We start from the raw sequence: 25180 nt of genomic DNA, 5'->3' as shown, positions 1-25180 counted from the left end.
GAAACGCACCTCCTTCGACCGCTGGCCTCTGCCTAGCGTCCAACCATGCCCAACCGCAAGGCTACCAAGGGGCTGAAGCGATCGCCCAGCATCGCAGCGCCATCGGCACGCAGCGACCGCCGCGCTAGCCCGCCGATAACCGCGAGCGGTCGCGTGGTTCGGGGTAGAGAGAGAGGTCTGTTAGCGCGGTGGGCGCCCTGCTCGAGCGCATAGGAACGCTCGTCCTCTCCCTGCGCATGGATCGCAAGGTCTGCCAGAGCCCAGAGCTCGCCTGCTCTTGCAGCTTCCAGCGCGTGATCCGGGTGCGAGAGCAGATCGACGAGCCCCCTCGCCAGATCCCCCCGCCCCGCGACGAAGCGCATCATATCCGCTTCGGCAAGTGGACGGTCGCCGAGCAGCGCTTCCCAGCCATCGACCAGCGCCAGCAATGCTGCCTCGCGGCCATGCCAGCACTGCCCGATCAGGTCGAGCAGCGGGTCGCCGCGTGGCCGATCGTCGATCGGTTTGCCCAATTGGTCGCGCCACCACGCGAGCCGGACCTGCCCGAGCATCGGTTCGCTCGCGCCGAGCACCATGCGCCCGATCCGCCCGTCGAGAGCCAGCGCGGCAAGCCACGGATCGCGGTTCCTGCCGGTGCTGGCAAAAGCGATCCGCGACACCTCCGGCAGTTCTTCCTGCAGATCGTCCATCCCGGGGGAGCGCCTGCTCACCTCAGTCGCGATAGCAGACCTTCTTCACCGCCTGCACGATCCGCGGCGTATCGATCAGCGCCAGCTTCTCGAGATTGGCCGCGTAGGGCAGCGGAACGTCTTCGTTGCACACACGGGTGACGGGTGCATCAAGATGGTCGAAGCCCTCGTCCATGCAGATCGCAATCACTTCGGATGCGATCGAACAGGTCGGCCAGCCTTCCTCGGCGATGACCAGGCGATTGGTCTTGGCCAGCGAGGCGAGCACCGCCTCCTTGTCGAGCGGGCGGAGCGTGCGCAGGTCGATGACCTCGGCGTCGATACCCTCCTCGGCGAGCTGCTCGGCCGCTTCGAGCGCGAGCCCGACCGCGATCGAATAGGCGACGATGGTGACATCCGCGCCCTCGCGCATGATCCGTGCCTTGCCGATCGGCAGGACGTAATCGTCGAGATCGGGCACGTCGAAGCTGCGCCCGTATACTAGCTCGTTCTCGAGGAAGACCACCGGGTCTTCGCAGCGGATCGCCGCCTTCATCAGGCCCTTGGCATCGGCGGCGTCATAGGGCGCGATCACGATCAGCCCCGGGACGCTGGCGTACCACGGGCCGAAGTTCTGGCTGTGCTGCGCGCCGACGCGGCTGGCCGCGCCATTGGGGCCGCGGAAGACCACCGGGCAGCGCATCTGTCCGCCCGACATGTAATTGGTCTTGGCGGCCGAATTGATGATGTGGTCGATCGCTTGCATGGCGAAGTTGAAGGTCATGAACTCGACGATCGGGCGCAGGCCGCCCATGGCCGCGCCCGTCCCGATACCGGCAAAACCATATTCGGTGATCGGCGTGTCGATTACGCGCTTGGGGCCGAATTCATCGAGCAACCCCTGCGTGACCTTATAGGCCCCCTGGTACTCGGCAACTTCCTCGCCCATCACGAAGACGCGCTCATCCGCGCGCATTTCCTCGGCCATGCCATCGCGCAGCGCTTCGCGCACGGTCGTGGAAGTAAACTCGGTACCCTCGGGAACCTCGGGATCCTTCACATCGGTCTTGCGGACGGGCTTGGTGATTTCGGCCTCGCTCGGCTCGCGGCCGACGTCCTTGCCTTCCCCCGGCTCATCCTCGACCGGTGCGGTGGCGGCGGGCGCTTCGACATCGGCTGCGTCCTCACCCTCGACGGCCAGCATGGCGATGACCGCGCCGACCTTCACGCCTTCGGTGCCTTCTTCGATCAGGATCTTGCCGAGCGTGCCTTCATCGACCGCTTCGAATTCCATCGTCGCCTTGTCGGTTTCGATCTCGGCAATGATGTCGCCGGCGACGATTTCGTCACCTTCGGCCTTGAGCCATTTGGCCAGCGTGCCTTCTTCCATCGTGGGCGACAGTGCGGGCATTTTGAGTTCGATCGCCATGGCTCAATACTCCCCCACCAGAACATCGGTGTAGAGTTCGCCCGCTTCGGGTTCGGGCGAGCTTTCGGCAAAATCGGCGGCCTGGGTCACGGTTTTGCGGATATCCTTGTCGATCGCCTTGAGCTCGTCCTCGGTCGAACCGTTTTCGAGCAGCAGCTTCTTGATCCCCTCGATCGGGTCCTTGTGCTCGCGCACGTCCTGCACTTCCTCGCGCGTGCGATATTTCGCCGGGTCGGACATCGAATGCCCGCGATAACGATAGGTGTTGCATTCCATAAGCACCGGGCCCTTGCCCTCGCGCACATGCTGGAAGGCGATTTCGGCCGCCTGGCGCACTTCGAGCACATCCATGCCGTTCACTTCCATGCCGGGAATGCGGAACGCGGTGCCGCGGCGGTGGAACTCGGTCTCGGCCGAGCTGCGCCCGACCGCCGTACCCATCGCGTATTGGTTGTTCTCGACCACGAAGACGATCGGCAGTTTCCACAGCGCTGCCATGTTCATGGTCTCGTAGACCTGGCCCTGGTTGGCCGCGCCGTCGCCGAAATAGGCGAGACACAGGCCGCCATCGGCATTGTACTGATGCGCAAGCGCCAACCCGCCCCCAAGCGCCACCTGGGCGCCGACGATACCGTGGCCGCCGTAGAATTTATGCTCGGTCGAGAACATGTGCATCGACCCGCCCTTGCCCTTGGAAATGCCCGCTTCGCGGCCGGTCAGTTCGGCCATGATGACCTTGGGGTCGAGGCCGTAGGCGAGCATGTGCCCATGATCGCGGTAGCCGGTGATGACGCTGTCCTTGTCGCCGTCGAGCGCCGACTGGAGACCGATCGCGACCGCTTCCTGGCCGATATAGAGATGGCAGAACCCGCCGATGAGGCCGAGGCCATAGAGCTGCCCCGCGCGCTCCTCGAAACGGCGGATCAGCAGCATCTGCTCGTAGAAGTGGAGCATCTGCTCCTTGCTCGCCGCGAAATGCTTGTTCTCCTCGAGCGCTTCCTGCAGCGAATGGAGAATGAAGTCGTTATCCTCTGCGGGCGACTTCGTAGCGGTCTTCTTGCTCCGGGGGGCTTTTGCCAAGACTTCGGATCCTTGTTCTTCCGGGGAGGAATATCGTTGCGCCTATAGGCACAGGCACGCGACCCGCGCAACGGGGCAGCGCGTATGCATACGTAGCCCTTACGGAATGCAAGCGTTTCCGCTCGCTTAGTCGTCGAGCTTGATCACCACTTCATCGGGGTGGACGACGTTGAGCTGGCTGCGCAGCAATTCGCCGACCATGTCCGGATCGGCATGATCGGGATGCAGCAGCGCAACGCGATTCTCGAGTGCCGTCCGCTCTGCCTGCAGGGTCGCCAGCTGGGCTTCCCGCTTGTCCAGCAGGCGCAGGTTTTCGCTCCACGCGAGCAGGCCCGAGGGACCGGCGATTGCGAGGCCGCCCATGACCAGCAGCGCCGCCAGCGCAGCATGCTGCGTGACCTTCGCCTTCTGAATCGCTGCCATGGAACTCATACGTCGCATAATTTCACAGAATCACAGTTAACCGCCGCGCGCAAGGCAATTCGCATGGGCGCAAACTGCTCGTCCCACCTGCAGAACTGCGCACGGCACAGGCAGGTTCGTTCCTTGACTCAACCCGCCTAGAGGCGTAACTAGTTTCCATTGAAACCAAACGTAAATGCAGAGGATTGCAATGCCCGATCTCTTCGAAAACCCCATCGGCCTCGACGGCTTCGAATTCGTCGAATTCTGCGCGCCCGAAAAGGGCGTGGTGGAACCGGTTTTCAAAGCGATGGGCTTTACCCACATTGCCACGCACCGCGCCAAGGATGTGCATCTGTGGCGCCAGGGCCGGATCAACCTGATCCTCAATTACGAACCGCGTAGCGCGGCATGGTTCTTTGCCCGCGAGCATGGTCCCTCCGCCTGCGGCATGGGCTTCCGCGTCCGCGATGCGAAGAAGGCCTATGACGAATTGCTGGCGCGCGGCGCGGAGCCCGTCGCGGTCGAAACCGGCGCGATGGAACTGCGCATCCCTGCGATCCGCGGGATCGGCGGCGCGATCGTCTATCTGATCGACCGCTACGAAGACGAGAATGGCGAAGGGCTTTCGATCTACGACATCGACTTCGACTACCTCGAGGGCGTCGACCGCCACCCGGTCGGGGCCGGTTTCAACGTGATCGATCACCTGACGCACAACGTCTACAACGGCCGCATGAAGTATTGGGCGGACTATTACGAGACGCTGTTCAACTTCCGCGAGATCCGCTTTTTCGATATCAAGGGCGAATATACCGGGCTGACCTCGAAGGCGCTCACCGCGCCCGATGGCAAGATCCGCATTCCGCTCAATGAGGAAGGCGAAGGCGGCAAGGGCCAGATCGAGGAGTTCCTGCGCGAGTTCAACGGCGAAGGCATCCAGCATATCGCGCTGATTTGCGACGATCTGCTCGCCTGCTGGGACAATCTGAAAGAGCTCGGCGTACCCTTCATGACCGCGCCGCCCGAGACCTATTACGACATGCTCGCCGAGCGCCTGCCCGACCATGGCGAGGACGTCGATGCGCTCAAGATGCGCGGCATCCTGCTCGATGGCACCACCGAGGGCGGCCAGCCGCGCCTGCTGCTGCAGATCTTTGCCGAAGCGCAGGTCGGGCCGGTGTTCTTCGAATTCATCCAGCGCAAGGGTGACGAAGGCTTTGGCGAAGGCAATTTCAAGGCGCTCTTCGAAAGCATGGAGCGTGACCAGATCAAGCGCGGCGTGCTGAGCGTGGACGAGGCGCAGACCGCCGAGACGGAGCCGGCCGAATGAGCGAAGTCACCGAACACCCCGTCAAGCTGGGCGGAGTCCATCACGCCGCCTACCGCTGCAAGGACGCCAAAGAGACCGTCGAGTGGTATGGCAAGGTCCTCGGCATGGACTACACCACCGCCTTTGCCGAAGACCACGTGCCTTCGACCGGCGAATACGACCCCTACATGCACGTGTTCCTCGACGCGGGTAACGGCAATATCCTCGCCTTCTTCGAACTGCCCAACCAGCAGGACATGGGCCGCGACGAGAACACCCCCGCCTGGGTCCAGCACCTTGCGTTCAAGGTCGGCAGCGAAGCCGAGCTGCTCGCCGCCAAGGCCCATGTCGAGAGCCTCGGTATCGAAGTGCTCGGACCGACGCATCACGGGATCTTCAAGTCGATCTATTTCTTCGACCCGAACGGGCACCGCGTCGAACTCGCCACCGATATCGGTACGGACGAGCAATATGCCGAGCTCAAGCGCGTGGCGCCGATGATGCTCGACGAGTGGAGCCAAACCAAGAAAGCGCCGCGCCACGCCGACTGGTTGCACGAGCTTGCCCGCAAGGAACACGGGGTCGGCTGACCCCTGCCAGACCGGAACCTCACCCTTTGTGTTGCGTTGCAGCGCAAAGGGAGTTCCGCTTTCGTGAATTACATCGCTACGCTGCGCGAACAGCTGCAGGAAATGGGTCAGGGTTTCGTCGAAGCCCTCCCCACCCTCGCGATCGCGGTTTTCATCGTCTTTCTCACCTGGATCATCGCGCGCTTCGCCGCGCGCATTTCCGATGTGATCGTGGGGCGCACCGAATTGCGCACCAGCCTCAAGACGCTGATCGACACGCTGGTCAAGCTGGCCATCTGGATCATCGGCCTGTTCATCGCCGCGATCGTGGTGATGCCGGACCTGACTTTCGCCAGCCTGCTCGCCGGGCTGGGGATCGGCGCGGTGGCGATCGGGTTCGCCTTCCAGGACATTTTCGAGAATTTCCTTGCCGGCGTGCTCATCATGGTGCGCGAGAAAATGCGCATCGGCGATGTCATCGAATGCGAGGACATCACCGGCAAGGTCGAGCATATCACCCTGCGCGAAACGCATATCCGCAAGCTGTCGGGCGAACTGACCGTCGTTCCCAACTCGATCCTGTTCAAGAACCCGGTGGAAATCATAACCGACCGCGACGAGCGTCGTCACGAGGTCGTGGTCGGGGTTTCCTACGATACCCAGCTCGACCATGCCGCAAATGTGATCCGCCGCGCGGTCGAGGGGCTCGAGGACGTGCTGGCGAGCAAGGGGGTCGACATCTTCGCGCAGGAATTCAATTCGAGCTCGGTCGATTTCCTCGTCCGCTGGTGGGCCGGATCGACCCCGCGCGATGGCTGGGAAAGCAAGGACAAGGTCGTGCGCGCAATCAAGGCTGCGCTGGATGAGGCGGGGATCGAGATCCCCTTCCCCTATGTCACGCACACTTTCAAGGAAACCGTGCCGGTGAGCCACTTGGGTGACACCCGCCGCAAGACGCCTTAAGGTTTCGAATCAAGACCGGGTTGTCGGTCGCCTCTGGAGGAGAGACCGATGCAGATCCTGCGTACGCCCGCCGAACGCTTTGCCGACATTCCCGATTATCCCTTCGCCGAGCATTGGTTCGAGGTCGATCTCGGCGACGGGCTGAGCGCGCGCCAGCATTATGTCGACGAGGGGCCGCGCGATGCCCCGCCGGTGCTGCTGTTCCATGGCGAGCCGAGCTGGTCGTTCCTCTATCGCAAGATGATCCCGATCCTGGTGGATGCGGGGTTTCGCGTGCTCGCGCCCGACCTCATCGGCTTCGGCAAGAGCGACAAGCCCGACGATATCGACTTCTACACCTATGCGCGCCATGTCGACTGGCTGAAACAGTGGCGCGCCGCAGTCGAACCGCGCCCGGCGGCGCTGTTCTGCCAGGACTGGGGCGGACTGCTGGGCCTGCGCATGGTCGCGCACGACCCCGACCTGTTCGCCTGCGTGGTCGCCAGCAACACTTTCCTTCCCGCGGGCGGTACGGCCAGCGAGGCCTTCCTCGCATGGCGCGAATTCGCCCGCAGCTCGCCCGATTTCCGCATCGGCGCCCTGCTTGACCGGGCCACGGCGACCACGCGCAGCGAAGCCGAAATTGCCGCCTATGACGCGCCCTTCCCCGACGAACCCTCCAAAGCAGGCGCACGCGCCTTTCCCGCGCTGGTCCCGGCCGCGGACGGCATGCCTGGGGTCGAGGACAACAAGCGCGCCTGGCCCGCCCTTGCCGCTTACGACAAGCCGTTCCTGACCCTGTTCGGCGAAGACGATCCGATCACCAGGGGTAGCGAGCAGTTCCTGATCGAGCGGATCGCGGGCGCGCAAGACCAGCCCCACCGCACGCTGCCGACCTGCGGCCATTTCTGCCAGGAAGACCAGCCCGAGTTACTGGCACAAGGGGTCATCGACATGGCGCGCACGGCGGGTCGCATCGCTTGAACCAAACCGCGCGACTGACCGGCGCCCAGGAAACCTCGCTCGCCATTGTGGCGGCGGTGGTGACGGCGAACGCCTATTACATCCATCCGATCATTGCGCTGGTCGCCGATCATTTCGGTGTGAGCCATGCGCGGATCGGGCTCGTACCCGCGCTCAACCAATTGGCACTTGCGGTGGGCATCTTCATGCTGCTGCCACTGGGCGACCGGATCTCCAACCGCCGGCTGACGATCGCCTTCGCCACCGGGCAAACCGTCTGCTTGGCGATCATGACGCTGGCGCAGGATTTTACCCTGTTCGTGATCGGGTCGACCCTGCTCGGCTATTTCACCATCGCGCCCTATCTGCTGCCCGCTTACGCCTCCAAGCGGGTTGCGCCCGAGCGGCTCGGACAGGTGACCGCCAAGCTGACCGCGGGGGTCATCCTCGGCATTCTCGTGGCGCGGGTCGGTGCGGGGGTGATCGCCGAACATTTCGGCTGGCGCGCAGTCTACTGGATCGCCACCGGGCTGATGCTGGCCATCACGGTCGCTCTGCCGCGCCTGATGGAGGGCGGCGAACGCTCTGCCAGTTCCCGCCAATCCTACCCCAGCCTGCTCTTTTCGGTTTTCCCGCTGATCGGCAAACATCGCGAAATCCTGCTCGCCGGCGCGATCCAGGGGCTCAATTTCGCGCAGTTCATCGCGCTCTGGCTGGGCCTTGCACTGTACCTGACCTCGCCCGCGATGGGCTATGGTACCGATACGGTCGGCTATCTTGCCGGACTTGCCGCGGTGAGCATCTTTTCAACCCCGCGGCTGGGGCGCTGGTCGGACGCGGTCGGCCCGCGCAAGGCGCGCACGATCTTCGCCATCATCCAGCTTGGCGGGATCGCGCTGTTGTGGCCGCTTGGCGGAACCTTGTGGGGCCTACTCGTCCCGCTGTTCGTCACCAACCTCGTCGGCCCGGGGATCGATGTGACGGGCAGGATGACCTTCCTCGCGCTCGACCCGGCGATCCGCACGCGGCTGACCACGATCTATGTCGTCATCATGTTCATCGGCGGCGGATTGGGCAGCTATGCCGGCACCGTTGCCTATGACGCCTATGGCTGGGCTGGAACTTGTGCCTTGCTCGGGCTGTGCTCGGTCGCGCTGACCGGTTTGACAATGCTGACCCGCCGCTACGGCAGGTAGTGGTGCGCCCGACAGGATAGGCGCCTGCGGCGCCGTCTCCGCTGCGCTCCGACTCCGAACGAGGCTCGCTCCCGATGCGCCGAACCACATGAGGCGGCCCGTCACCGGACCGCCTCATGTGGTGCGCCCGACAGGATTCGAACCTGTGGCCCCCAGATTAGGAATCTGATGCTCTATCCGACTGAGCTACGGGCGCGGCCAGGCCCCGTATAGCGGCTCGGACTCGCGGTGCAATCAGTTGAGTTCGTCGGGCGGCGCGACCGGCACCAGCAGCGGTGCCACCGAAATGCCCTCGGCGACCATGTCTTCGGCCTCGTCGCGCGTGGCGCGGCCGTGGATCGGCACCTCGTCGGTCTCACCGTAGTGCATCTCGCGGGCCTTCTCGGCGAATTGGTCGCCTACCCAGGTGCTGCTTTCGAGCGCCTTGCTCTGCGCCCGCGCAAGCGTTTCGAAGGCCTTCTTGACCTCCACCGGCATATCGCCCTTGGCCAGTTGCGTGCCAGCCTCACCGGCCGCCTCGCGCATGCTGGACTTTGCCGGCACCGAGGGGGCCATCGGGGCCTTGCCGATCTCTGCGCTCCCACACTGCGGACAGGTGAGCAGCCCCTCGGCCTGCTGTGCGGCATAGTCGTCCGATGAGCCGAACCAGCCTTCGAACCGGTGGCCTTCGCTGCAGGAAAGGTCGAAAACGATCATGATGCCGGCCTATTTGGCGATTTCACGGCGGTTGGCAAGGCTTGGCACCTGCGCGCGGACCTCGGCGATCCGGGCAAGATCGATGTCGGCAAAGCCCAGTCCCGGCTCCTCGCCGCCCATATCGAGCAGCACTTCGCCCCAGGGATCGACCACCAGGCTGTGGCCATAGGTCCGCCGCCCGTCCTCATGATCGCCGACCTGTGCCGCCGCAACCACGAAAGCGCTCGCTTCGATCGCCCGGGCGCGTTGGAGGACGTGCCAATGTGCGGTGCCCGTGGGAACGGTGAAGGCTGCCGGGATGGCGATGCAGTCGCAGCGCGCCTGTCCGAGGGCATCGAACAGCGCGGGAAAGCGGATGTCGTAGCAGACCGTCAGGCCAAGCCGGCCGACCGGCGTGTCCCCGACGGTCGTCACGCCATTGCCTGCCTGATAGGCGTTCGATTCCCGCCAGCTTTCGCCGCTGGCGAGATCGACATCGAACATGTGGATCTTGTCATAGCGGGCTGCGATCTGACCCTGCGGATCGATCACGAAAGCGCGATTGGCCCAGCGGCCGCCACCGGCATCCACGGCCAGCGAGCCGAGCGAGACCCAGATGCCCGCGCGGCTTGCCGCATCGCGCACCCGCGCAAGTGCCACTGTCTCCTCTTCCGCAGCGATGCTGTGCGCGGCACGCTTGCGGTCGCGGTCGAGCAGGCCCGACATTTCGGGAGTGAACAGCATCGCGGCACCCTCGCCCGCCGCCTGTGTCACGGCGTGATCGAGCGTGGCCGCATTGGCCACGGGATCCACGCCCGAGGTCATCTGCAACAGGGCGATCCGCGGCATCAGCTGCCCAGCAGCGCGTCGAGCTTGCCCTGGCGTTCGAGCGCGGCGAGTTCGTCGGAGCCGCCGACATGCGTATCGCCGATGAAAATCTGCGGCACGGTCATCGCATTGGGCGCCCGCTCGCGCATTTCGTCGCGCTTGGGCCCGCCCATGGTGATGTCGAATTCGGCATAATCCACGCCCTTCTCATCGAGCAGGCGCTTGGCCCGATAGCAATATCCGCACCCGAATTTGGTATAGATGTCGACTTGCGGCTGGGTCATGGAAATCCTCTTGTTTTCAGCGTCGAAGCTAGCGCGCGCCGGAGAGACTTGAAAGCCAAATCGGCGTGCCTATCTCGAATGTGCCGCCACGATGTCCGGGGCGGCGACGGGGTGCCGAATGCGGGCCCCGCCATCATAGAATCGCTCAACAGAGGATTTGTTTCGATGAACCGTATGGACCTTACTCCCTTTCGTCGCTCCACCGTCGGCTTCGACCGCGTGTTCGACCTGATGGAACGCCAGGCACGCAATGCCGGCGGCGACAATTACCCCCCCTTCAATATCGAGCGGCGCGGTGACGATGAATACCGCATCACGCTGGCCGTGGCCGGCTTTCGCTCGGGCGATCTCGATATCGTCGCACAGCAGAACCTGCTGGTCGTGACCGGCAAGAAGCGCGACGAGCTGAACGAGGGCGAGATGCTGCATCTCGGCATCGCCAACCGCGGCTTCGAACGGCGTTTCGAACTGGCCGACTACGTGCGTGTCGACAATGCCGACCTGGCCGATGGCCTACTGGTAATCGACCTCGTGCGCGAAGTGCCCGATGCGATGAAGCCCAAGAAGATCGCGATCGGCGCGCAGAAGCCGCTCGAAGTGGTCAAGGATGACGAGGACGGCGACAGCAGGGCCGCCTGATCCCGTGATCGGACAAGACGTATAGCAGCGGTATAGGGGGCGGAACTTGGGTTCCGCCCCCGCGACGTAAACGCCGCCCTACCTCGAAATCGACCGTCCGGGTCGCAGAAGACAGCCGTCATCGAGGCAAGCCCCATCGCTTGCTAGCGAAGCGCATATCTCGAAGAGCCGCACCCGAGGGCGCGGAAGACCGTTATTCTGCAACAAATATATCAAAAGATAAACCCGCCTCGCGGAGGCGAAATGATTTTGTCGCGTTTTTACAAGCGCTTGAAAATCATAGTTCAAGGAATTCAGAGACTTGCCCCGAAACCCCCGTTTTGGGTAATTCAGACGAGGCGCGCCTGCTCGAGCGCTGCACCGACAAATCCGGCAAACAGCGGGTGCGGATCGAACGGCCGGGACTTCAATTCCGGGTGGAACTGGACCCCGACGAACCACGGATGATCGGGCCGTTCGACGATTTCGGGCAGCAAGCCGTCGGGCGACATGCCCGAGAAGATCAGACCCTGCTTCTCCAGCGGCTCGATATAGGCGCCATTGACCTCGTAGCGGTGACGATGCCGCTCGGAAATGCTGGTCGCACCGCCATAGATACTCGACACATGGCTGTTGGCCGCCAGCTTGGCCTCATAGGCACCAAGCCGCATGGTCCCGCCAAGGTCCCCGCCCGCTTCGCGCGTCTGCAGGCCCTCTTCGCTCATCCATTCGGTGATGATCCCCACCACCGGCTCGTCGGTTTCGCCGAATTCGGTCGATGATGCAGCGCTGTGTCCTGCCGTGCGGGCCGCTTCGATGCAGGCCATCTGCATGCCGAGACAAATCCCGAAGAAGGGCACCTTGCGTTCGCGCGCAAAGCGCACCGCGGCGATCTTGCCCTCGCTTCCGCGTTCGCCGAAACCGCCGGGGACGAGGATCGCGTGCATCGGCTCGAGCCGCGCCGCGATGTCCGCATCGTCGCCCTCGAACACTTCGGCATCGATCCACTTGATGTTGACCTTGACCCGGTGCGCCATGCCGCCGTGCACCAGCGCTTCGTTGAGCGACTTGTAGGCGTCCTGCAGGCCGACATACTTGCCGATCACGCCGATGGTGACTTCGCCGTCGGGGTTCGAATGGCGGTCGACCACATCATACCAGCGCGACAGGTCGGGATCGGGTGCATCGGTGATACCGAAGGCGCGCAGGACCTCGGTATCGAGCCCCTCGCCGTGATATTGCAGCGGCACGGCATAGATCGACGGCGCATCCAGCGCGGGAATGACCGCTTCCTGCCGCACGTTGCAGAACTGCGCGATCTTGCGCCGGTCGGATTCGGGGATCGGATGTTCGGCGCGGCACAGCAGAACGTCGGGCTTGATCCCGAGGCTGGCGAGCTCGCGGACCGAGTGCTGGGTGGGCTTGGTCTTCAGCTCGCCGGCAGCGGCGATATAGGGCACCAGCGTCACATGGACGCTGAGCGTCTGCCACGGCTCGAGCTCGTTGCGCAGCTGGCGGATCGCCTCCATGAACGGCAGGCCCTCGATATCGCCGACCGTCCCGCCGATCTCGCACAGGATGAAATCGTGATCGTCCTGCCCCGCGAGCGCGAAATCCTTGATCTCGTCGGTGACGTGCGGAACCACCTGCACCGTAGCGCCGAGATAGTCGCCGCGGCGCTCCTTGGCGATGATGTCCTGGTAGATCCGGCCCGAGGTGATGTTGTCGCCCTGGTGCGCCGACACGCCGGTGAAGCGTTCGTAATGGCCGAGGTCGAGGTCGGTTTCGGCCCCGTCGTCGGTCACATAGACCTCGCCGTGCTGATAAGGGGACATCGTCCCCGGATCGACATTGAGATAGGGGTCGAATTTCCGGATACGGACCTTGTAGCCACGCGCCTGGAGCAGGCCGGCAAGCGATGCTGCCATGAGACCTTTGCCAAGCGAGGAGACCACGCCGCCGGTGATAAATATATACCGCGCCATGGGTGTCGGGCCTTAAGCTGAGGGGGTGAGTCGGGGCAAGCGCAAACAGGTGCAAATCGCGCCGCTGGCACGGCGCAATCCACAGTCCTGCGATGTAACGTTCGTTATTCGGTCGCGTCGCCGAGCGGATCGGTGCTGGTCGGTGCGGCTTCGCCGGTGGTTGCCGGACCGAGCGGATCTGCGGGCGCGGCCGGGGCAACCGAGCGGTCGAGCGTCGATTCGATCGCATCGCTGCCGGTCGTCTCGACCGCGACCGCGGCCAGCGCGATCGACAGGATGACGAACAAGACCGCGAGCCATTTGGTCGACCGGGTGAGGAAGTCCGCTGCCCCGCGCGCGCTCAGCATGCCCGACGGGCTGCCGCCGATGCCGAGGCCGCCCCCTTCGGAGCGCTGCATCAGGATGACGCCGACAAGCGCGGCTGCGACGATCGCCTGGACGACAGTGAGAAACAGGAACATGCGGATACTCTTGGAACTGGTATTGCTGGGCTCACGCGCATCTAGGCGCGCGCAGGGCAAACGGCAAGCGTGCCGGGATCAGGCGTCTTCGGCCTCCGACGCGCCGACCACGATGCCGAGGAAGCTTTCGGCCGAGAGGCTGGCCCCGCCAACCAGTGCCCCGCCCACTTCGGGCGTGGCGAGGATGTCGCGGGCATTGTCGGGCTTGACCGAACCGCCATAGAGAATGCGCACCAGCGACGATGCCTCTTCGCCATAGGTCTCGTTGAGCAGCGCGCGGATCGCGGCGTGCATTGCCGCGATGTCCTCGCTGGTCGCAGTGCGTCCGGTTCCGATCGCCCAGATCGGCTCATAGGCGATGGTCAGGCGCTCGGCGGGGTCCTCGAACAAGGGCAGCGCCGCCTTGAGCTGGTCGAGGACATAGCGTTCCGCCTTCCCGGCATCGCGAGTCTCGAGCGGTTCGCCGCAGCACAGGATCACTCGCAGCCCGGCTTCGAGCGCCGATTCGATCTTGGCATTGATGAGGTCCTTGGTCTCGCTATGGTCCTGGCGCCGCTCGCTATGGCCGAGGATCACGAACTTCGCCCCAGCATCAGCAATCATCGAGGCGTTGATGTCGCCCGTGTGCGCGCCTTCGGCACCCGGGTGGCAATCCTGCGCGCCGACCCCGATCTGCTCGGCTTCCTTATGGACCGCATGGATCAGCGTGTAGGGAGGCGCAACGGCGACCTCGACCTTCATGTAACGCTGCGCGGCACGGTCGATGGCGCGTGCTTCGGAAAGCATTGCGCGCGTGCCGTTCATTTTCCAGTTTCCGACGATGTAGGGCCGTTCGGCCATGGGTAGGTCCTGCGAATTGTCTGAATGGGTGGCCCGCTATATGGGGCTTGGGATGCGCTCCGCTAGAGAAGGTTTCTTCGCGCGTCAAAACCCTTTGCAACCTGTTGCCGCGCGGTCGCATGGGGGATAAAGCGCCCCAACCCATCCGGGTGACCCCGGAAGATCGCAGCCATTAACGGGATTGCCCGCACGCCATGTTCCAGTTTTTTCGTAACTTCTTCAAGACCAAGCTCGGTCTGGCCATCTCGCTGGCGTTCCTCGGCCTGATCGCTCTCGCCTTCGCCAGCGCGGATGTTTCGAGCACCGGAACTTTCGGGGGAATAGCCGGCGGAGACCGCGTGGCAGTGGTCGGCGACGAGAAGATTTCCACATCCGATCTCGTCCGCGCCACCAATAACGGGCTCGACTCGTTCCGCCAGGACCAGCCGACGGCGACGATGCAGGCATTCCTGCGCGAAGGCGGGCTGGACGGATCGCTCGAAGCGCTGATCAACCGCGCGGCCATCATGGGCTTCGCGCAGAAGCACGGCATCCGCGCGGGCGACAATCTCATCAACAGCGAGATTCGCATGATCCCCGCCTTCCGCGGGCCCGATGGCAATTTCAGCGAGGACACCTATCGCCAGGCGCTGGCCCAGCAGCGGGTGACCGATGCGCAGGTCCGCGAAGACCTCGGGACCGGCCTGCTGTCGCAGCAATTGCTGATCCCGGCCGGCTTCGGCGCAACCGTACCCGACAAGCTCGCCTATCGCTATGCGCAATTGTTCAAGGAACGTCGCCGCGGTTCGATCGCTCTCCTGCCCGCGGCAACCTATGCCCCCAGCGGCAAGGCCGACCCCAAGGTGCTGCGCGCCTATTATGACAGCAACCGCGATGTCTTCGTCCGCCCCGAACGCCGGACGATCCGGTATGCGACTTTCGATTCGAGTGCGCTCGGCGACCGTATCGAGCCGACCGATGCCGAAATCGCCGCGCGCTATGAACGCGACGCCGCGCAGTATGCGGCCAGCGAAACGCGCGATGTCACTCAGCTGATCGTGCCCACCGAAGCCGCAGCCAAGTCGATCCGCGACCGCGTTGCCGGCGGCGCCTCGTTCGAAACGGTTGCCCGTGAAGCGGGCCTGCGCGCCTCCCCGGTCGTCGATGTCCTGCGCGAAGGCTTGTCCGCGCAAGCATCGCCCGCGGTTGCCTCGGCCTATTTCTCCGCAGCGCGCGGAGCGATGACTACACCTGCGCGCAGCCCGCTCGGCTGGCACGTCGCGCGTATCGACGCGATCGACACCACCCCCGCGCGCACGCTCGCGCAGGTCCGCAGTGAACTGACCGATACGCTGCGCGAGGAAAAGCGCGTGCGCGGCATGGCCGACCTCGCCAGCGAGATCGAGGAACAGCTCGAGGATGGCGCAACGCTGGCCGAAGTCGCCGAAGACCTCGGGCTCGATCTCAGCACGGTCGGCCCCGCGCTCGCCGATGGCCGCCTCTACGATACGCCGCAGCGTACGCTGCCCGATGTCCTGCGTCCCGCGCTGGCCACCGCCTTCCAGATGGATGAGGAAGAGCCCGAGATCGCGCCGGTCGAAAGCGGGCAGACCTACCTCGTCTACGAAGTCGGCGATATCGTCACCGCTGCCGCTGCGCCCTTTGCCGAGATCGAGGACATGGTCGAAGCCCGCTGGCGCGCGACCGAAGGCATGAAAGCCGCGCAGGCCGCCGCGGACCGCGTCATGGCCCGTCTGCGCGAGGGCCAGTCGATCGCGCAGGCATTGGCTGCCGAAGAGCGCCGCGTCCCCCCGGCCCAGTCGGTCGACATGACGCGCGAAGATCTCGCCCGTCAGCGCGAGCGCCGCATCCCGCCGCCGCTCGCACTGCTCTTCAGCATGGCCGAAGGCACGGCCAAGAAGCTCGAAGCGGGCGGCAATGCCGGTTTCTTCGTGGTCCGGGTCAACGATATCGCGATGGACGATATCGCCGCCGACGATCCGCTGATCGCGCAGGCACGGCGCCAGATGGGCCCGCTGCTGGGCGAGGAATATGCCGACCAGTTCCGCCGTGCGATGCGCGAAGAACTGGGCGTATCGCGCAATCCTTCGGCGATCGAGGCCGTGCGCACGCAGCTTACCGGTAGCTGAGGCGCAGTTGAGCACCGCGCTGAAAGGCACCGACCGGGCACGCGCGGCGCTGGCGCAGGGCCGGCCCGCGCTGGTATGGCGCGAAGTGGTCGCCGATATCGAAACGCCGGTAGGCGCCGCCGTCAAGCTGTTCGAGGAAGGCCGCGGCGACTTCCTGCTCGAATCGGTCGAAGGCGGCGAAGTTCGCGGGCGCTACAGCCTGATCGGGCTGGACCCCGATCTGGTGTTCCGCGCCACGGGCGACCGTGCAGAGATCAACGCGCAGTGGCAGCATTCGCGCAGCGCTTTCGAACCCAGCGAGGACGGCACGCTCGCCAGCCTGCGTGCGCTGGTCGAATCCTGCCGCTGCGACGTACCCGCGGAACTGCCGCCCGCCCTCGCCTGCCTCGTCGGTCATTTCGGCTATGAGACCATCGGCCTCGTCGAAAAACTGCCGCGCCCGCCCGAGGGCGAACTCGGCCTTCCCGACATGCTCTTCGTCCGGCCCACCGTGCTGCTGGTGCTCGATCGGCTCAGCGATGCCCTGTTCTGCATCGCGCCGGTCTGGCAGGACGGATCCATCCCGCAGGCCGAGGAACGGATCGACGAAGTTCTCCGCAAACTGTCGCATTCGGCAGGCAGCGCACGCTATTCGGCCGACCAGCACCCTGAGCCCGCGCTGGCACCGACCATGCCCGCCGCCGATTACGAAGCCATGGTGCTGCGCGCCAAGGAATATATCGAGGCAGGCGACATCTTTCAGGTGGTGCTGTCGCAGCGTTTTACCTCGCCCTTCACGCTGCCCCCGATGGCGCTCTATCGCGCGCTGCGGCGGGTGAACCCCTCGCCCTTCCTCTATTTCCTCGACATGCCCGGCTTCGCCATCGTCGGATCGAGCCCCGAGATCCTCGTCCGCGTGCGCGATGGCGAGGTGACGATCCGGCCCATCGCAGGGACCCGGCCGCGCGGCACCTCTGCGGCAGAGGACCGGCTTGCCGAACAGACCCTGCTCGCCGATCCCAAGGAACGCGCCGAACATCTGATGCTGCTCGATCTCGGGCGCAACGATGTCGGCCGGGTCGCGCAGTCGGGCAGCGTCACCGTGACCGAGAGTTTCACCGTCGAGCGCTACAGCCACGTCATGCATATCGTCAGCAACGTTACCGGCCAGCTCGATAGCTCGAAAGACGCTATCGATGCGCTGTTTGCAGGCTTCCCCGCCGGGACGGTCAGCGGCGCGCCCAAGGTGCGAGCCTGCGAAATCATTGCCGAGCTCGAGCCTGCCACGCGTGGTCCCTATGCCGGCGGTGTGGGCTATTTCGCGCCCGACGGGTCGGTCGACAGCTGCATCGTCCTGCGCACCGCGGTGGTGAAGGACGGCACCATGCACGTCCAGGCAGGCGCAGGGATAGTCGCGGACAGCGATCCCGCTTATGAACAGAGAGAATGCGAAGCAAAGGCGAGCGCGCTGCTCGCTGCGGCCAGGGAAGCCGTGCGCCTCGCTAAGGAGCCCGGGTTCGGTCAATGAGACATATACTTGCCGCGCTGGCCTTGCTCGCGCTGACAGCCTGCGAAGCCCAGCCCGAAGGAGAGCCCGTCGCCCGCGCACGGATCGACGGCAAGGCGCAGGCCGCCCCCACGTCGACGCCCAGCCCGAGCGAAACACTGGCCAGCCAGGTCGAAAGCGCGTGCCGCTCGATCATTTTCGAAGACACCCCGCTGACCCATTGCCTCGCGGTGCCCGCGCGCCACACTATTGCGATGGCGCTCGGCGACGGTGACAAACGATATCGCAGCCTCAAGGACTTCGCCGCTGCCAGCGATAGCGAGACCATCGCTTTCGCGATGAACGCCGGCATCTTCGACAGTGACGGCACGCCGGTCGGCTATTTCGTCCAGCGTTCGCAACGGTTGCAGGAGCTCGACACCGGGACGGGCTCGGGCAATTTCTATATGAAGCCCAATGGCGTGTTCTACGGCAGCGGGGGCGAATGGATGGTCCGCGACAGCGCCTGGTTCCTCGCCAATGTCTCCGAACGGCCGCAATTCGGCACGCAATCGGGCCCGATGCTGGTGAGCGATGGCCGTATCCATCCGCAGATCACGCAGGACGGCCCCTCGCGCTTGATCCGCAATGCGGTGGGTGTCGATGACGAAGGCCGCGCGCATTTCGTGATTTCCAATGCGCCGATATCCTTCGGCAAGCTCGCCCGCTTCTACAAGGACGAGCTCGAAGTGAAGAACGCACTGTTCCTCGACGATACCGTTTCGCTGCTGTGGAACCCGGTGACCGAGCGGCTAGATACCGGCGCGCCGATCGGCCCGATTGTCGTCGTCAGCAAGAAAGCTTCCGAATGACCGAAACCCGCCGCCAGCTTTATCCCGAGATCGAACCCTATGAAACCGGCATGCTCGATGTCGGCGAAGGGCATTCGCTCTATTGGGAACGCGTCGGGACCCCGGGCGCCAAGCCCGCGGTTTTCCTCCATGGCGGACCCGGCGGGGGCATCGCGCCCGACCACCGGCGCCTGTGGGATCCCGAAGCCTATGACGTGCTGCTGTTCGACCAGCGCGGGTGCGGCAGGTCGCTGCCCTTCGCCGAGATCGAGTACAACGACACCTGGCGCATCGTCGAGGATATCGAGCGGCTGCGCCAGATGTGCGGCCACGAGAAATGGCAGGCCTTCGGCGGCAGCTGGGGTTCGACTCTCGCGCTGGCCTATGCGCAGAAGTATCCCGACCGGGTGAGCGAATTGGTGCTGCGCGGCGTCTTCCTCGCGCGGAAGCAGGAAAAGTCGTGGCTCTACGGCTATGGTGCCAGCGAGATCATGGCCGAGCAATGGGACCAGTTCACCGGCCTTATTCCCGAAGCCGAACAGGGCGATCTCGTTCGCGCCTATTACGAACGGCTGACCAGCGATGATGAAGCCACGCGGCTTGCCGCGGCGCGCGAATGGTCACTGTGGGAAGGCCATGTCGCCACGCTGCTGCCGAACGAGGACCTGCTCGAAAGCTTCGGCGATCCGGCCAAGGCGGTGCCCTTCGCGCGGATTTGCGCCAAGTTCTTTCTCGAGGACTTCTTCCTCGACGAGAACGAGTTGCTGGCCAATGTCGACAAACTGGCGGGCATTCCCGGGATTATCATCCAGGGCCGGCATGACATCTGCACCCCGCCGGGCGCGGCATGGGCGCTCAAGAAGGCCTGGCCCGAGGCCGAGCTATGGATCGTCCACGATGCCGGTCACAGCGCCAGCGAACCGGGGATCGTCGACGGGCTCGTGCGGGCGACCGACAAGCTCGCGGGCAAAACGGCGTGACGTCACGCTGACGTTTCGCGTCTCGCAGCTTTCCTTGCTTGAAAGCACCGCGCTACCCCGCCATTGACGCCACGAATGACCGACAGCAGCTCCATCCTCGTAATCGACAATTACGACAGCTTCACCTTCAACCTGGTCCATTACCTGATGGAACTGGGTGCAGGCGTGGAGGTGGTGCGCAACGACGCCATCTCGGCACGCGAGGCGCTGGCGGCGGGCCATGCGGGCTATCTCATATCGCCCGGCCCCTGTACCCCCAACGAGGCAGGCGTCAGCCTCGACCTCGTGGCAGCCTGCGCCGATGCCGGGGCGCCGCTGCTCGGCGTGTGCCTCGGTCACCAGGCGATCGGCCAGCATTTCGGTGGCCGCGTGGTGCGCGGCGGGCTGATGCATGGCAAGACCTCGCCGGTCACCCACGATTCCAGCGGCGTGTTCGCCGAGCTGCCCTCGCCCTTCACCGCGACCCGCTATCACTCGCTGGTAGTCGAGGACAATCTGGACTGCCTCGCGATCAACGCCACCAGCGAAACCCCCGGCCTCGACGGCACCAGCGTGATGGGCTTCCGCCACCGCGACCTGCCGATCCACGGCGTCCAGTTCCATCCCGAAAGCATCGCGACCGAACATGGCCATGCCTTGCTGGCCAATTTCCTCGCCCTCTGCGGTATTCCCGCCAAGGTCCCCGCATGAAGACGCTCCCCGACGCCAGGCAACACCTTGGAGAGGCCGAGGCCGAAGAGGTCTTTGGCTGGATCCTCGATGGTGAGACGGGCGACGAGGATATCGCGCGTTTCCTGGTCGACATGTCGGCGCGCAGCGAAACCTCCGACGAAATCGCCGGCGCGGCGCGCGCGCTGCGGGCACGGCTGATCCCGATCGCTGCCCCCGAGGGGACGGTCGATTGCTGCGGCACGGGCGGCGATGGCCATCACACGCTCAATGTCTCCACCGCAGTGAGCCTGGTGGTCGCCGCCTGCGGTGTGCCCGTGGCCAAGCATGGCAATCGCGCGGCCAGCAGCAAGGCGGGCGCCGCCGACACGCTCGAAGCGCTCGGTCTCGACATGGAAGCAGCGGGAAGAAGCGCGGAGAAGACTTTGGCCGAATTGGGAATTTGCTTCCTGTTCGCCAAGAACCACCATCCTGCGATGGGCCGCATTCAGCCGATCCGGCAAAAGCTCGGCGTGCGCACGATCTTCAATCTGATGGGGCCTTTGTCGAACCCCGCTGGCGTCAGACGCCAGCTGATTGGCATCGCCCGGCCCGCCTATGTGCCCATCTATGCCGCGGCAAAGGCCAAGCTGGGAACCGAGCGCACCTTCATTGCCTCGGGAGACGAAGGACTCGACGAACTGAGCCTCGCCGGCGGTAACGAACTGGCCGATGTCCAGGGCAATGATTTCGAAATGCGCCGCGTGGTCGCGGTGGAAGCCAACCTGCCGCATTCCCCGGTCGAGGCGATCCGCGGCGGCGATCCGGCGTATAACGCCCGCGCGCTCGAGGCGCTGCTCGGCGGGAGCCCGGGCGCCTACCGCGATGCGGTGCTGTTCAACGCGGCGGCAACGCTGATTATCGCCGGTCGCACCGACGAATGGACCGAGGGCGCGGAGATCGCTGCCGAAGCGCTGGACTCGGGCAAGGCCAGGGCGCTGCTCGAAAACTGGATCGCGATGACCGCCTGACATGAACAAGCTGGAACAAATCTGTGCGACCAAGCGCGACGAGGTGGCCGCACGCAAGCGCGATCACACGCTCGCCGATCTCGAAGCGCTCGCGAAGGAGCAGTCGGCGCCCCGTGGGTTCCATTCTGCCCTCGCTCGGGCACAGCAGGACGGCTTCGGCCTGATAGCGGAAATCAAGAAAGCTTCCCCCTCCAAGGGTCTGATTCGCCAAGATTTCCAACCCACAGAGCATGCCCGCGCCTATGCTGCGGGCGGAGCTGCCTGCCTTTCGGTGCTCACCGATGCGCCCTATTTCCAGGGCCATGAAGATTACCTGGTTGCCGCGCGCGCAGCCTGTGATTTGCCTGCACTGCGCAAGGATTTCATGGTCGATCCGTGGCAGGTTGCCGAAGCACGCGCGATCGGGGCCGACGCTATCCTGATCATTGTCGCGGCGCTCGAAGACGGCCTCATGGCCGAGATCGAGGCGGCGGCGCTGGACCACGGCATGGATGTGCTGGTCGAAGTCCATGATCGCACCGAGATGGACCGCGCCGCGCAGCTCAGGTCGCGCCTGATCGGCGTCAACAACCGCGATTTGCGCAGCTTCACCACTGACCTCGCTACCACCGAGATGCTGGCCCCGGTCGCACCCGAAGGCGCGCTGCTGGTCGGCGAAAGCGGCATCACGACGCACGATGATTGTGTGCGGCTCGCGCGTTCGGGCGTCCGCACCTTCCTGGTCGGTGAAAGCCTGATGCGTCAGGCGGATGTTGCCGCGGCGACCCGCGCCTTGCTCGGCCGCTGACGCAGCAACGGTGGAGCAAATCGGGAACAAGTGTTCCTGTGTAAATCACTCGAAAATGGCGGGATTGCTTGACTTGGCGAATCAGGTTGCTTAATTGTTCCGTATTCGTTCACAGCTTTGTGAACAGGCGATACGGGAGTTCGCACAATGCTGACCGCCAAGCAGCACGAATTGATCCGCTTTATCCAGCAGCGTCTGGAAGAGACCGGCATCTCGCCGAGTTTCGAGGAGATGAAGGAAGCGCTCGACCTCAAGAGCAAGTCGGGCGTGCATCGCCTGATCTCGGCGCTTGAAGAGCGCGGCTTCATCCGCCGCCTGCCCAACCGAGCGCGCGCGCTCGAAGTGGTCAAGCTGCCCGAGAACGCAGTGATGGGCGCGGCACAGCCCGCCCCTGCGAACGACTCCGTGGTATCGGCGATCACGCCCAAGCCCGTCGCGCCCGCACCGGCCAATGACATTATCGATGTGCCGCTGCACGGCCGTATCGCCGCAGGCGCGCCGATCGAAGCGATCGAAGGCCAGTCGAGCATGCCGGTCCCCGCCGCTCTGCTCGGCCCGGGTGAACATTACGCACTCGAGGTGTCGGGCGATTCGATGATCGAAGCAGGCATTTTCGATGGCGATTTTGCCTTGGTGAAGCGCACCGATAGCGCCCGCGACGGCGAAATCGTGGTCGCGCTGGTCGACAATGAGGAAGCCACGCTCAAATATCTGCGCAAGGACGCCGGGCGCGTCATCCTCGACCCCGCCAATGGCTCTTACGAACCGCAAGTCTACGATTCGCACCGTGTCCAGGTGCAAGGCAAGCTGGCCGGTCTGCTGCGCCGGTATCACTGACCCCGGGGCGCGCGCCTGTCCTCCGGCGCGCGCCACCAGCCATGCTCGCCCTGATCCTGCGCCACGGTGTCGATACGCCGTGCGCCCAGATAGAGCGCGACCCCGCCCTCTCGCTCGAGGAAACGCCGGTCGGCCTTGAGCCATCGCGGGCGGCAACTGCGGGGCAGGAAGCGATCGGCGATGACGATGTCGGCGTTCCGGCAGGCTGCGGCCAGCGCGCGCTCCTCCACCAGGTCCCGGCTACGTGCGATCAGGAGCGACCAGGCACGGCCCTCGCGCGTGACGGTCAGCGAACAGAATTCGGCGCTGCAGCGGCTGTGCGGCCACTCCGCGATAGCCAGCGGTTGCCGATCGGTCCCCGCGAGTTCGAGCAGGTTCTCCTGCGCATATCCACCCTCGCTATCGCGTAGCACCAGCAGCCGTTCGGCCTCGTTTGCGATGCCGATATCGCGCCCGTCGCGCGTGATCAGGATATCGGGCACCGGGGCCTGAATCATCAGGATGGCAGCCATCACGACGGGCCCAAGCCCCCACAGGCGCGCCCTGCCCTGCCACAGCGCCAGCCACAGCGCGCCGCACAGATAGAGCGTGATAGCACCCATCCCGATCCGCGGGGCCAGCTTGACCGAACCCGGCTGCTCGGCAAACAGATGCGCAATACCCAGCAACAGGTCGAGCGAATGCCCGACCAGCCACCACACGGGCGCACCCGCGCCGATCAGGTCGAGCGCCAACGCCAGTGCCACCAGCGGCATCGACACGAAGGTCACCAGCGGAATGGCAACCAGATTGGCCGCCGCGCCGTAAACGCCCGCACGATGGAAGTGGAAAAGCACGATCGGCATCAGCGCGAGTTCGATGACCAGTCCGGTCAGGAACAGGATCGCGGTTCGCCGCAGGAACCGGCGCAGCCCGCTTTCCTCGCGCGGCGCGAGAAAATCGCGCACCGCCTGGACATTGTGCAGCGAGACGATCGCGATGACGGCCGCAAAGCTCATCTGGAAGCTCGGTCCGACCAAAGATTCCGGCCACAGCGCAAGCACCACGCCTGCGGCAATCGCGACCATCCGCAGCGAAAGCGGTTCTCGCCCCAAGGCCAGCGCAACCAGCACCAGCAACGCGCCGATACAGCTGCGCACGGTCGGCACCTGCGCGCCCGTCAGCAGCGTATAGGCGATCCCCGCCAGCGCCGCTGCACCCGCAGCGACCAGCGGCAGCCGCACCCGCAGGGCCAGCCACGGCCACAGCGCCAGCAGCTTCAGGACCACGATATAGCTCGCCGCGATGATCGCGCTGACATGCAGCCCGCTGATCGACAGCAGATGGGTCAGCCCCGCGTCGCGCATGGCCTCCTCGTCGCGTTCGGGAATGGCGCCGCGGTCGCCGCTCGCCAGTGTCGCGGCAATCGCCCCCGCCGTGCTGTCGAGCCGGCTGCGCACATGCGCCGACAGCCGCCGCTGGATAGAGGCCACGGTCAGGCGCGACTGCGGCGGCGGCGTGACCAGCTCGACTTCTCCCACGACCGATCCCGTAGCCGACAGCCCGTCGAACCAGGCCCGACGCGCGAAATTATACGCTCCGGGGACGATTGGCGGGGACGGCGGCATCAGCCGCGCCGACAGCCGCACCCGCGCGCCCTCGCGCAAGCCGGGCCGGTCCTTCGCCAGCGGCAGGTTCACGCGATAGGCGACCGCCCGCCCGGTCTCCGCATCGCGCGCGGCGAGGACAAGCCGGACGCGGTCCTCCGCCGGTTGCTCCTCGCGCTCGAGGACACGCCCGTCGATCCGCTCGAACCGCGGATACGCAATCGGCTCCGCCCCCACCATCGCCGAGCGCGCCCATACCAGCGACATGCCGAGCGCCAGGGCGATCAGGACCGACAGGCTTGCGGCCAGCAAGTAGGCACGTCCGTCCCTGCCGCGCCACCGCGCGAAGGCCATGGCCGCAGCGGCTAACGCGCCGCCGATTGTCGCCAGCCACTGCCATGGCGCACCGAGATAGAACCACAGCCCGATGCCCGCGGCGAACGCGACCGCCAGCCACGGTCCTCGGTCGAATTGCGCGCCTTCCAGAAATGCTTCGGATCGCCCGGCGAAACTGGACAAGAGATCGCGCATGCGCCAAGGGCGCGGCACTGCGGGGCGGGCCGCTTCGTCCGCCTCCCCCATCGGTACCGAAGGCGTCCCCTGCGTCGCCATGC

The 25180-nt window shown here is 65.0% G+C and carries 25 protein-coding genes and 1 tRNA gene; 14 read left to right on the top strand and 12 right to left on the bottom strand.

Going from position 1 to position 25180, the window contains the following annotated elements; translation table 11 throughout:
- Positions 1–32: 32 nt before the first annotated feature.
- The 4 genes from V6B15_RS05875 to V6B15_RS05860 form a co-directional block, all read right to left on the bottom strand.
- On the bottom strand, positions 33–710 hold the full coding sequence (locus tag V6B15_RS05875; RefSeq protein ID WP_334200395.1) for a hypothetical protein: 678 nt from the start codon (positions 708–710) through the stop codon (positions 33–35).
- 1 nt (position 711) lies between these two features.
- Entirely contained in the window at positions 712–2097 is a 1386-nt protein-coding gene (locus tag V6B15_RS05870) for a pyruvate dehydrogenase complex E1 component subunit beta (protein ID WP_334200394.1), read from the bottom strand.
- A gap of 3 nt (positions 2098–2100) precedes the next feature.
- Positions 2101–3177, bottom strand: a complete 1077-nt coding sequence (gene pdhA / locus V6B15_RS05865; RefSeq protein ID WP_334200393.1) for a pyruvate dehydrogenase (acetyl-transferring) E1 component subunit alpha — start codon at positions 3175–3177, stop codon at positions 2101–2103.
- 126 nt (positions 3178–3303) lie between these two features.
- Positions 3304–3600 carry an FtsB family cell division protein gene (locus V6B15_RS05860; RefSeq protein ID WP_253515562.1) on the bottom strand — a complete coding sequence of 99 codons (297 nt, stop codon included), beginning with the start codon at positions 3598–3600 and terminating at the stop codon, positions 3304–3306.
- A 190-nt stretch (positions 3601–3790) separates the two neighbouring features.
- Here V6B15_RS05860 and hppD point away from each other — a divergent pair, with 190 nt between their 5' ends.
- The 5 genes from hppD to V6B15_RS05835 all read left to right on the top strand — a co-directional run bounded on the left by hppD (position 3791) and on the right by V6B15_RS05835 (position 8561).
- On the top strand, positions 3791–4912 hold the full coding sequence (gene hppD / locus V6B15_RS05855) for a 4-hydroxyphenylpyruvate dioxygenase (protein ID WP_334200392.1): 1122 nt from the start codon (positions 3791–3793) through the stop codon (positions 4910–4912).
- On the top strand, positions 4909–5481 hold the full coding sequence (locus tag V6B15_RS05850; protein WP_253515560.1) for a VOC family protein: 573 nt from the start codon (positions 4909–4911) through the stop codon (positions 5479–5481). The genes hppD and V6B15_RS05850 overlap by 4 nt, the downstream gene beginning before the upstream one ends.
- A 63-nt stretch (positions 5482–5544) precedes the next feature.
- Entirely contained in the window at positions 5545–6423 is an 879-nt protein-coding gene (locus V6B15_RS05845) for a mechanosensitive ion channel family protein (protein ID WP_253515559.1), read from the top strand.
- Between the two features lie 48 nt (positions 6424–6471).
- Positions 6472–7386 (top strand): haloalkane dehalogenase, encoded by a 915-nt coding sequence (locus V6B15_RS05840; protein ID WP_334200391.1) that lies wholly within the window; start codon positions 6472–6474, stop codon positions 7384–7386.
- Positions 7383–8561, top strand: coding sequence for an MFS transporter (locus tag V6B15_RS05835; protein WP_334200390.1), 1179 nt, complete (start codon positions 7383–7385; stop codon positions 8559–8561). Before V6B15_RS05840 ends, V6B15_RS05835 begins: the two co-directional genes overlap by 4 nt.
- Positions 8562–8680: 119 nt before the next feature.
- On the opposite strand, the gene V6B15_RS05830 is transcribed toward V6B15_RS05835, so the two are convergent.
- From V6B15_RS05830 to grxC, 4 genes are all read right to left on the bottom strand, one after another.
- Positions 8681–8757, bottom strand: a tRNA-Arg gene (locus V6B15_RS05830).
- A 38-nt stretch (positions 8758–8795) separates the two neighbouring features.
- On the bottom strand, positions 8796–9257 hold the full coding sequence (locus V6B15_RS05825; RefSeq protein WP_334200389.1) for a DUF1178 family protein: 462 nt from the start codon (positions 9255–9257) through the stop codon (positions 8796–8798).
- Between the two features lie 9 nt (positions 9258–9266).
- The gene (locus V6B15_RS05820) at positions 9267–10085 is read right to left on the bottom strand and encodes a carbon-nitrogen hydrolase family protein (protein WP_334200388.1); all 819 of its coding nucleotides are present in this window, start codon (positions 10083–10085) and stop codon (positions 9267–9269) included.
- Entirely contained in the window at positions 10085–10348 is a 264-nt protein-coding gene (gene grxC, locus V6B15_RS05815; protein WP_334200387.1) for a glutaredoxin 3, read from the bottom strand. The genes V6B15_RS05820 and grxC overlap by 1 nt, the downstream gene beginning before the upstream one ends.
- A gap of 165 nt (positions 10349–10513) precedes the next feature.
- On the opposite strand from grxC, the gene V6B15_RS05810 reads away from it, so the two are divergent.
- Positions 10514–10987 (top strand): Hsp20 family protein, encoded by a 474-nt coding sequence (locus V6B15_RS05810; RefSeq protein ID WP_320180182.1) that lies wholly within the window; start codon positions 10514–10516, stop codon positions 10985–10987.
- 329 nt (positions 10988–11316) lie between these two features.
- Here V6B15_RS05810 and V6B15_RS05805 read toward each other — a convergent pair whose 3' ends face one another.
- The 3 genes from V6B15_RS05805 to tpiA all read right to left on the bottom strand — a co-directional run bounded on the left by V6B15_RS05805 (position 11317) and on the right by tpiA (position 14252).
- A complete protein-coding gene (locus tag V6B15_RS05805; protein ID WP_334200386.1) occupies positions 11317–12951 on the bottom strand; it encodes a CTP synthase in 1635 nt (544 codons plus the stop codon).
- 104 nt (positions 12952–13055) lie between these two features.
- The gene (gene secG, locus V6B15_RS05800) at positions 13056–13412 is read right to left on the bottom strand and encodes a preprotein translocase subunit SecG (RefSeq protein WP_334200385.1); all 357 of its coding nucleotides are present in this window, start codon (positions 13410–13412) and stop codon (positions 13056–13058) included.
- Positions 13413–13490: 78 nt separating this feature from the next.
- Positions 13491–14252 (bottom strand): triose-phosphate isomerase, encoded by a 762-nt coding sequence (tpiA, locus tag V6B15_RS05795; protein ID WP_253515547.1) that lies wholly within the window; start codon positions 14250–14252, stop codon positions 13491–13493.
- 194 nt (positions 14253–14446) lie between these two features.
- Between tpiA and V6B15_RS05790 the strand changes: the two genes are divergently transcribed.
- From V6B15_RS05790 to lexA, 8 genes are all read left to right on the top strand, one after another.
- Complete coding sequence (locus tag V6B15_RS05790; RefSeq protein WP_334200384.1) at positions 14447–16381, top strand: peptidylprolyl isomerase; 1935 nt, start codon at positions 14447–14449, stop codon at positions 16379–16381.
- Between the two features lie 7 nt (positions 16382–16388).
- A complete protein-coding gene (gene trpE, locus V6B15_RS05785; protein ID WP_334200383.1) occupies positions 16389–17888 on the top strand; it encodes an anthranilate synthase component I in 1500 nt (499 codons plus the stop codon).
- Entirely contained in the window at positions 17885–18718 is an 834-nt protein-coding gene (locus V6B15_RS05780) for a phosphodiester glycosidase family protein (protein ID WP_334200382.1), read from the top strand. The genes trpE and V6B15_RS05780 overlap by 4 nt, the downstream gene beginning before the upstream one ends.
- A complete protein-coding gene (gene pip / locus V6B15_RS05775; RefSeq protein WP_334200381.1) occupies positions 18715–19677 on the top strand; it encodes a prolyl aminopeptidase in 963 nt (320 codons plus the stop codon). Before V6B15_RS05780 ends, pip begins: the two co-directional genes overlap by 4 nt.
- 75 nt (positions 19678–19752) lie before the next feature.
- Entirely contained in the window at positions 19753–20367 is a 615-nt protein-coding gene (locus V6B15_RS05770; protein ID WP_334200380.1) for an anthranilate synthase component II, read from the top strand.
- On the top strand, positions 20364–21356 hold the full coding sequence (gene trpD, locus V6B15_RS05765) for an anthranilate phosphoribosyltransferase (RefSeq protein WP_334200379.1): 993 nt from the start codon (positions 20364–20366) through the stop codon (positions 21354–21356). Before V6B15_RS05770 ends, trpD begins: the two co-directional genes overlap by 4 nt.
- A 1-nt stretch (position 21357) precedes the next feature.
- Positions 21358–22143 carry an indole-3-glycerol phosphate synthase TrpC gene (trpC, locus tag V6B15_RS05760; RefSeq protein ID WP_334200378.1) on the top strand — a complete coding sequence of 262 codons (786 nt, stop codon included), beginning with the start codon at positions 21358–21360 and terminating at the stop codon, positions 22141–22143.
- 147 nt (positions 22144–22290) lie between these two features.
- On the top strand, positions 22291–22980 hold the full coding sequence (gene lexA / locus V6B15_RS05755) for a transcriptional repressor LexA (RefSeq protein WP_253515538.1): 690 nt from the start codon (positions 22291–22293) through the stop codon (positions 22978–22980).
- On the opposite strand, the gene V6B15_RS05750 is transcribed toward lexA, so the two are convergent.
- Positions 22974–25178, bottom strand: coding sequence for a ComEC/Rec2 family competence protein (locus V6B15_RS05750; RefSeq protein WP_334200377.1), 2205 nt, complete (start codon positions 25176–25178; stop codon positions 22974–22976). The genes lexA and V6B15_RS05750 overlap by 7 nt on opposite strands.
- Between the last annotated feature and the right edge of the window lie 2 nt (positions 25179–25180).

Source organism: Qipengyuania sp. Mu-71, from assembly GCF_036867055.1.
Lineage (GTDB): Bacteria > Pseudomonadota > Alphaproteobacteria > Sphingomonadales > Sphingomonadaceae > Qipengyuania > Qipengyuania profunda.
Note: the sequence above shows the minus strand (reverse complement) of the source record. Positions and strands in the feature narration are given on the sequence as shown.

What these genes read in the sequence shown, in the direction of transcription:
- V6B15_RS05870 (WP_334200394.1), bottom strand. Translation starts at nt 2,097, where the DNA reads ATGGCGATCGAACTCAAAATGCCCGCACTGTCGCCCACGATGGAAGAA.
- V6B15_RS05860 (WP_253515562.1), bottom strand. Translation starts at nt 3,600, where the DNA reads ATGGCAGCGATTCAGAAGGCGAAGGTCACGCAGCATGCTGCGCTGGCG.
- hppD (WP_334200392.1), top strand. Translation starts at nt 3,791, where the DNA reads ATGCCCGATCTCTTCGAAAACCCCATCGGCCTCGACGGCTTCGAATTC.
- V6B15_RS05850 (WP_253515560.1), top strand. Translation starts at nt 4,909, where the DNA reads ATGAGCGAAGTCACCGAACACCCCGTCAAGCTGGGCGGAGTCCATCAC.
- V6B15_RS05840 (WP_334200391.1), top strand. Translation starts at nt 6,472, where the DNA reads ATGCAGATCCTGCGTACGCCCGCCGAACGCTTTGCCGACATTCCCGAT.
- V6B15_RS05825 (WP_334200389.1), bottom strand. Translation starts at nt 9,257, where the DNA reads ATGATCGTTTTCGACCTTTCCTGCAGCGAAGGCCACCGGTTCGAAGGC.
- V6B15_RS05820 (WP_334200388.1), bottom strand. Translation starts at nt 10,085, where the DNA reads ATGCCGCGGATCGCCCTGTTGCAGATGACCTCGGGCGTGGATCCCGTG.
- grxC (WP_334200387.1), bottom strand. Translation starts at nt 10,348, where the DNA reads ATGACCCAGCCGCAAGTCGACATCTATACCAAATTCGGGTGCGGATAT.
- V6B15_RS05810 (WP_320180182.1), top strand. Translation starts at nt 10,514, where the DNA reads ATGAACCGTATGGACCTTACTCCCTTTCGTCGCTCCACCGTCGGCTTC.
- V6B15_RS05805 (WP_334200386.1), bottom strand. Translation starts at nt 12,951, where the DNA reads ATGGCGCGGTATATATTTATCACCGGCGGCGTGGTCTCCTCGCTTGGC.
- secG (WP_334200385.1), bottom strand. Translation starts at nt 13,412, where the DNA reads ATGTTCCTGTTTCTCACTGTCGTCCAGGCGATCGTCGCAGCCGCGCTT.
- tpiA (WP_253515547.1), bottom strand. Translation starts at nt 14,252, where the DNA reads ATGGCCGAACGGCCCTACATCGTCGGAAACTGGAAAATGAACGGCACG.
- V6B15_RS05790 (WP_334200384.1), top strand. Translation starts at nt 14,447, where the DNA reads ATGTTCCAGTTTTTTCGTAACTTCTTCAAGACCAAGCTCGGTCTGGCC.
- V6B15_RS05780 (WP_334200382.1), top strand. Translation starts at nt 17,885, where the DNA reads ATGAGACATATACTTGCCGCGCTGGCCTTGCTCGCGCTGACAGCCTGC.
- pip (WP_334200381.1), top strand. Translation starts at nt 18,715, where the DNA reads ATGACCGAAACCCGCCGCCAGCTTTATCCCGAGATCGAACCCTATGAA.
- V6B15_RS05770 (WP_334200380.1), top strand. Translation starts at nt 19,753, where the DNA reads ATGACCGACAGCAGCTCCATCCTCGTAATCGACAATTACGACAGCTTC.
- trpD (WP_334200379.1), top strand. Translation starts at nt 20,364, where the DNA reads ATGAAGACGCTCCCCGACGCCAGGCAACACCTTGGAGAGGCCGAGGCC.
- trpC (WP_334200378.1), top strand. Translation starts at nt 21,358, where the DNA reads ATGAACAAGCTGGAACAAATCTGTGCGACCAAGCGCGACGAGGTGGCC.
- lexA (WP_253515538.1), top strand. Translation starts at nt 22,291, where the DNA reads ATGCTGACCGCCAAGCAGCACGAATTGATCCGCTTTATCCAGCAGCGT.
- V6B15_RS05750 (WP_334200377.1), bottom strand. Translation starts at nt 25,178, where the DNA reads ATGGCGACGCAGGGGACGCCTTCGGTACCGATGGGGGAGGCGGACGAA.